The organism is Ottowia sp., from assembly GCF_035444425.1.
Lineage (GTDB): Bacteria > Pseudomonadota > Gammaproteobacteria > Burkholderiales > Burkholderiaceae_C > Ottowia.
Genome location: NZ_DAOMOQ010000073.1, coordinates 1 through 6,358 on the forward strand (window position 1 = coordinate 1; position 6,358 = coordinate 6,358).

The window sequence follows — 6,358 nt, forward strand, 5'->3', positions numbered from 1 at the left end:
GTGGTGACCATGAACACCACCACCGACGTCGACTACCTGGCCGAGCGCGGCGTGGTCGCCAAGGACTGGGCCGAGCGCTTCCCGCACGGCGCTTCGCCCACCACGTCGACCATGCTGTTTCTGGTGCGCCAGGGCAACCCGAAGAACATCAAGGACTGGGACGACCTGACCCGCCCCGACGTCAAGGTCGTGGTCGTCAACCCGAAGACCGGCGGCAACGGTCGCCTGGCCTATCTGGCCGCCTGGGGTCACATCCGCGCCAAGGGCGGCAGCGATGCGCAGGCGGCCGAGTTCGTCACCAGGCTGTACAGGAACGTGCCGGCGCTGGCGCGCGGCGGGCGCGACGCCACCGGCATGTTCCTGCAGCGCAACCTGGGCGACGTGCTGGTCACCTTCGAGTCCGAGGTGGTGTCGGTGGAGCGCGAGTTCGGCAAGGGCAAGGTCGAGGCGATCCATCCCTCGGCCTCGATCGTGGCCGAGAACCCGGTCGCGGTGGTCGAGCGTACCGTGAGCAAGAAGGGCACCGCCGCCGAGGCCAAGGCCTACCTGGACTACCTGTACTCGCCCGAAGGCCAGGAGATCGCCGCCCGGCATGGCGTGCGACCACGCGACGAGGCGGTGCTGAAGAAGTACGCCAGCGTGTTCAAGCCGATCAAGCTGTTCACCGTCAAGGAGTACTTCGGCTCGCTCAGCGAGGCGCAGAAAGTGCACTTCAACGATGGCGGCCAGTTCGACAAGCTGTACCAGCCGAATAAGTGATCCCCCCTGAGCGGCCTGCGGCCGCTTCCCCCCGGAAGGGGGACGCACCCAGCGGCCTGGCAAAGCCAGTTCCGCGGGTGCCCGCGAACGGCCCAGCGCGCACAGCGCGCGGGCATTGATCCGCAGCCCTGAACCGAGCTTGCTCCATGAACACCGCCACGCGCGCCATGCCCCCGTCGCCGGCCGCACCGCGCCGCCGCGGCGCGCATCGCGTGCTGCCCGGCTTCAACCTGACGCTGGGCTACACCCTGCTGTACCTGAGCCTGATCGTGCTGACCCCGTTGTCGGCGCTGGTCATCAAGACGCTGTCGATGAACTGGGCCGAGTTCTGGGCCGCGGTGACCGCGCCGCGCGTGCTGGCCTCGTTCCGGCTCAGCTTCGGCGCCTCGGCGGTAGCCGCCGGCGTCAACGTGGTGGCCGGCCTGTTGGTGGCCTGGGTGCTGGTGCGCTACCGCTTCCCGGGCAAGAAACTGGTCGACGCACTGGTGGACCTGCCGTTCGCGCTGCCGACCGCCGTGGCCGGCATCGCGCTCACCGCCATCCTGGCCGGCAACGGCTGGATCGGCCGGTGGCTGGAGCCGCACGGCATCCAGATCGCGTTCCAGCCCGCCGGCGTGGTGGTGGCGCTGATCTTCATCGGCCTGCCCTTCGTGGTGCGCACCGTGCAGCCGGTGCTGGAAGACACCGAGCGCGAGCTGGAAGAGGCCGCTGCCTGCCTCGGCGCCACCCGCTGGCAGACCTTCTGGCGCGTGATCTTCCCGGCCATCGCGCCGGCCCTGCTGACCGGCTTCGCGATGGCCTTCGCGCGCGCGGTGGGCGAGTACGGCTCGGTCATCTTCATCGCCGGCAATATGCCGATGGTCTCCGAGATCGCGCCGCTGGTGATCATCGGCAAGCTCGAGCAATACGACATCGTCGGCGCCACGGCGGTGGCCTCGGTGATGCTGCTGGCCTCCTTCATCCTGCTGCTGGTCATCAATGGCCTGCAGACCTGGCAGCGCAAGAGGGTCGGCGCATGACGCAGATCGCCCTGTCCATCGCGCCCGAGCCGCCGCCGGGCCGTCCCAAGGGGGCGAGTACCCCCTCGGGGGGCAGCGCACCAGGCGCAGCCGGGGAGCGTGGGGGCACGTTCTCACCGCCGCCGGGCCGTCCCCAGGGGGCGAGCACCCCCTCGGAGGGCAGCGCACCAGGCGCAGCCGGGCAGCGCAGCAGCCCGGTCCGCGTGCGCACCACCGAGGCGCCGGCGGTGCGCTGGCTGCTCACCGGCCTGGCGCTCGGCTTCATGCTGCTGTTCCTGGTGCTGCCGCTGGCGGCGGTGTTCGTCGAGGCGCTACGCGGCGGCTGGAGCGCCTACTGGGCCGCGCTGCGCGAGCCCGATGCCGGGGCCGCGATCCGGCTCACCCTGCTGACGGCGGCGATCACCGTGCCGCTGAACCTGGTGTTCGGCGTTGTCGCCGCCTGGTGCATCGCCAAGTTCGACTTCAAGGGCAAGGCCTTCCTGACCACGCTGATCGATCTGCCGTTCTCGGTGTCGCCGGTGGTGGTCGGTCTGATCTATGTGCTGGTGTTCGGCGCCCAGGGCTGGTTGGGGCCCTGGCTGGCCGCGCACGACATCAAGATCGTGTTCGCGGTGCCGGGTATCGTGCTGGCGACGGTGTTCGTCACCTTCCCGTTCATCGCGCGCGAGCTGATCCCGCTGATGCAGGCGCAGGGCAGCGACGAGGAGCAGGCGGCGCAGGTGCTGGGCGCCAGCGGCTGGCAGACCTTCTGGCACGTCACGCTGCCCAACATCAAGTGGGGCCTGATCTACGGCGTGATCCTGTGCAACGCGCGCGCCATGGGCGAGTTCGGCGCCGTGTCGGTGGTCAGCGGCCACATCCGCGGCCAGACCAACACCATGCCGCTGCACGTCGAGGTGCTCTACAACGAATACCAGGGCCAGGCCGCGTTCGCCGTCGCCTCGCTGCTGGCGCTGCTGGCCATCGTCACGCTGATCGTCAAGACGGCGGTGGAATGGCGGCACGAGCGTGAGCGGAAGGCCATCGCCGAGCTGTCGCCGGAGCGGCCGGCATGAAGACCGGACAGCCGGACGCGAAGGACGCGAAAAACTGCATGAGTTCGGCTGTCAGCGTTCGCACCCAAAGGACAAACAACGCTTGGCTGTTCTTTTGCGTCCTTCCCGAAACCTTCGCGTCCTTCGCGTCCGGTATTGAAAAGGCCACCCCACCATGAGCATCGAAATCCGCCACGTCACCAAACACTTCGGCAACTTCCGCGCGCTCGACGACGTCAGCCTGGACATCGCTTCCGGCGAACTGGTCGCGCTGCTCGGCCCGTCGGGCTGCGGCAAGACCACGCTGCTGCGCATCATCGCCGGGCTGGAATCGGCCGACACCGGCAACATCCTGTTCTCCGGCGCCGACACCACCGGCGTGCACGTGCGCGAGCGCCAGGTCGGCTTCGTGTTCCAGCACTACGCGCTGTTCCGCCACATGACGGTGGCCGAGAACGTGGCCTTCGGGCTGCGCGTGAAGCCACGCCGCGAACGACCGGCGGAAAGCGCGATCAAGGCCCGGGTGCAGGAGCTGTTGGGCCTGGTGCAGCTCGACTGGCTGGCCGACCGCTACCCGTCGCAGCTCTCGGGCGGACAGCGCCAGCGCATCGCCCTGGCGCGTGCGCTGGCGGTGCAGCCGCAAGTGCTGCTGCTTGACGAGCCGTTCGGTGCGCTGGACGCCAAGGTGCGCAAGGAACTGCGCCGCTGGCTGCGCCGCCTGCACGACGAACTGCACGTGACCAGCATCTTCGTCACCCACGACCAGGAGGAAGCGCTGGAAGTGGCCGACCGCGTGGTGGTGATGAACCACGGCCGCATCGAGCAGGTCGGCACGCCGCAGCAGGTGTGGGAGCAGCCGGCGAGCCCCTTCGTCTATGGCTTCCTGGGCGACGTCAACCTGTTCCGCGGTCGTGCCAGTGGCGGCCAGTTGCGGGTGGGCGACTGGCAGATCGCCGCGCCCGAGCACGCCAGCGCCACGGATGCCGAAGCCATGGCCTTTGTGCGGCCGAGCGACCTGGCGGTGGCGCCGTACGCGCCCGGCGCGCCTGGCCTGGCCGCGCGGCTGGACCGTGCGCTGGTGGTCGGCCCGCTGGCGCGGCTGGAGCTGACGCCGCGCGACCAGCCGGACCAGATCCTGGAAGCGCAGCTGCCGGCCGACGAATTCCGCCAGCTCGGCGTCAAGGAGGGCGACACCGTCAGCGTGTCGCCGCGCAAGGCGCGCGTGTTCCTGGAAGCGGTGGACGATCCGGCGATGATGATCTGATGGCTGCGGCGCCAGCCATGCCTTCCGTCTGACGTTCGATGTACCGAAACCCCCGTTCGCACTGAGCTTGTCGAAGTGCTGGCAGGTCGCGGGACCTTGCCGAATCCTGGTTTCCCTACTCGCCCTTCGGTACCGGCAGCGGCTCGCTGCCGGCGATCGGCGGCACCGCCGTGGCAGTGCGGGTGGCGCTGAACGGCACGCGCGCCTCGCCCTGGGTCACGGTGCCGGTGAACTCGCGGCCGTCGATGCGGCCATCGAACTCGCGCAGCCGACCTTCGCCGTCGGTCAGCGCGAAGCGCACGCGGTCGCCCGCCAGCAGCGGTTGGCGCAGGGTGGCGTTGAAGTCATCGAACCGGACCAGGCCCTCGATCTGCTGGAAGCGCTGCTTCACGGTCAGCAGCGCGCGCGCCTCGGCGCCGCTGGCGAGCGGGAAGCGCAGCTGCCATTCGCCGCCGAAGTTGGCCGGCACCACCCACAGGAAAGCCGTGCTGCCGCCGGCGTGGGTGGTTTCGTCGGGCACCCAGTCGCCCATCTCGAACGAATGCGAGACCACGCGCGTGCCGGGCTTCAGCGCCATCAGCCGGTGGCGCAGGCGCAGGTTCAGGCGCGGCAGCAGGTACAGGGTGATCACGCTGGCGCGCGAGAAGTCGTAATCGAAGATGTCGGCGCGCTCGAAGCGGGCGCGCTCGGCCACGCCGGCGGCTTCGGCACGGCTGCGTGCGTACCGCACCAGCTCCGGGTTGTATTCGATGCCCAGCGCCTCGGCGCCGGCGCGCGCGGCGGCGATGACGATCTTGCCGTCGCCTGCGCCCAGGTCGATCAGCTTGTCCTGCGGCGTCAGCCCGGCCAGCGTCAGCATGCGGTCGACCATGGCGTCGGGCGTCGCTACCCAGACCACGTCCTTGCCGAACTGGCCGCGCTTGGGTTCGTAGGCTGGTGGCTTGTCCTGCGCCCAGGTAGGTATGGCGGCGACAAGCGCCGTGCCCAACAAGCTGCGGCGAGTAAGGCTGGACATATCAACTAGAGAACGTGATTCGAATGGGTGAACATCGCAAGTTGACTGACGCACGAACGTGTCGTTAGATCCGGCCCACTTATTCATACTACGGTGGGCAACAGTAATTCTTCGCCCAGCATGTCGGTGATCTTCACCGCGACTGTCGTGTCTCCTGCGGGTGCGTCCAGCACATAATCGCCAGCGACGAAATCGGTCTTGCGGGCGGGAACGTCGGCCAGCGTCACGTTGAACACGGCGCCATCGTAGGCGGTGTCGATCATCACGCTGTCCACCATGGCGCGCCAGTCGGCGACCTTGGCCTGGACAACGCCCGACTGCTGGGCCAGGCGCTGCAGGATGCTTGGGGAGACGAAATCCATGATTTCGACATGCAGCTTGTCGGCCTTGCGCTTCACCGCCACGCGCGCCTGTGCCTGCTCGTGCTGGATGAAGCCGCCGTACTTGGGATCGTTGCGCAGTTCGATGACCTCGATGTGGTGCGGATCGGTCTTCTTCTTGCGCAGGCGGTTCCACTCGGTCAGCCAGGTGTCGCTGGCCAGTTCCTTACCCAGACACACCACCGTGATTGCACGGTCTTCGTCAGGCCGGGCGTCCAGCTCGTTCTTGATCGCCTCCAGGTCCATTGGCGAGAGCGGATGGCCGAAGGGAATGATCTTGACCAGCCGCTTGCCCAGCAGACCATCGAAGTACGGATCATTGCGCAACCGCTCCACGCCCAGGTATTCGCAGGCCAGGTTTACCGCCTCGTTGTGCTGGATCGCGAGGTCATAGTCGTTGACGCGCCAGTGGGTGAAGCCAAGTTGTGCCGGCAAAGGCGCATCGCCCTCGCTCAGCAGCTTGCCCTGCGCTGGCCCGTTCTTACCGGCCTGCTCCGCCATGACAAGCTGCAGCCGCTTGGCGGTAGTCTGAATCGCGCCCTTGTTGATATCGCAGCCGACCCAGCGGCGGCCAAGCTTCTGCGCAACCGCGGCAGCCGTACCGGATCCGATGAAGCAATCCAAGATCAGATCACCCTCACTCGTCGATGACCCAATTATTCTTTGAATAACTTTCTCTGGCTTCTGAGTCGGATAGTCAAGCTTCTCCGTCTTATCCGCCGGCATCAGGTAAGGCAACCGCCACACGTCATCAATGGTTCGTTCTGTGTCCTCGTAATAGACAAGCTTCCCATCGTCGTCTCTAGCTTGCTTCAAGCTCTTTGTCTCTGGATCCCATACGCGCTTCTGCTGTGTCTTCGGCTTTTCTCTAGCTTCCCGCAAGGTTG

At 67.4% G+C, this 6,358-nt stretch carries 7 protein-coding genes; 5 read left to right on the plus strand and 2 right to left on the minus strand.

What is annotated here, in order from left to right; translation table 11 throughout:
- The 5 genes from PK606_RS15705 to PK606_RS15725 form a co-directional block, all read left to right on the plus strand.
- Nucleotides 1-759: sulfate ABC transporter substrate-binding protein (locus PK606_RS15705; protein WP_324565287.1), on the plus strand; the 759-nt coding region annotated here is incomplete at its 5' end.
- Between the two features lie 146 nt (nt 760-905).
- Nucleotides 906-1,778 carry a sulfate ABC transporter permease subunit CysT gene (gene cysT, locus PK606_RS15710; protein ID WP_324565288.1) on the plus strand — a complete coding sequence of 291 codons (873 nt, stop codon included), beginning with the start codon at nt 906-908 and terminating at the stop codon, nt 1,776-1,778.
- Between the two features lie 203 nt (nt 1,779-1,981).
- Nucleotides 1,982-2,833, plus strand: a complete 852-nt coding sequence (cysW, locus tag PK606_RS15715) for a sulfate ABC transporter permease subunit CysW (RefSeq protein WP_324565289.1) — start codon at nt 1,982-1,984, stop codon at nt 2,831-2,833.
- Nucleotides 2,830-2,991, plus strand: a complete 162-nt coding sequence (locus PK606_RS15720; RefSeq protein WP_324565291.1) for a hypothetical protein — start codon at nt 2,830-2,832, stop codon at nt 2,989-2,991. The genes cysW and PK606_RS15720 overlap by 4 nt, the downstream gene beginning before the upstream one ends.
- Nucleotides 2,988-4,076 (plus strand): sulfate/molybdate ABC transporter ATP-binding protein, encoded by a 1,089-nt coding sequence (locus PK606_RS15725; RefSeq protein WP_324565292.1) that lies wholly within the window; start codon nt 2,988-2,990, stop codon nt 4,074-4,076. The genes PK606_RS15720 and PK606_RS15725 overlap by 4 nt, the downstream gene beginning before the upstream one ends.
- A gap of 115 nt (nt 4,077-4,191) precedes the next feature.
- On the opposite strand, the gene PK606_RS15730 is transcribed toward PK606_RS15725, so the two are convergent.
- Nucleotides 4,192-5,064, minus strand: coding sequence for an SAM-dependent methyltransferase (locus tag PK606_RS15730; protein WP_324565293.1), 873 nt, complete (start codon nt 5,062-5,064; stop codon nt 4,192-4,194).
- A gap of 110 nt (nt 5,065-5,174) precedes the next feature.
- Nucleotides 5,175-6,358: DNA methyltransferase (locus PK606_RS15735; protein WP_324565294.1), on the minus strand; the 1,184-nt coding region annotated here is incomplete at its 5' end.

Excerpts from the sequence above, each read along its gene's own strand:
- cysT (WP_324565288.1), top strand. The coding sequence starts at position 906 with ATGAACACCGCCACGCGCGCCATGCCCCCGTCGCCGGCCGCACCGCGC.
- PK606_RS15720 (WP_324565291.1), top strand. The coding sequence starts at position 2,830 with ATGAAGACCGGACAGCCGGACGCGAAGGACGCGAAAAACTGCATGAGT.
- PK606_RS15725 (WP_324565292.1), top strand. The coding sequence starts at position 2,988 with ATGAGCATCGAAATCCGCCACGTCACCAAACACTTCGGCAACTTCCGC.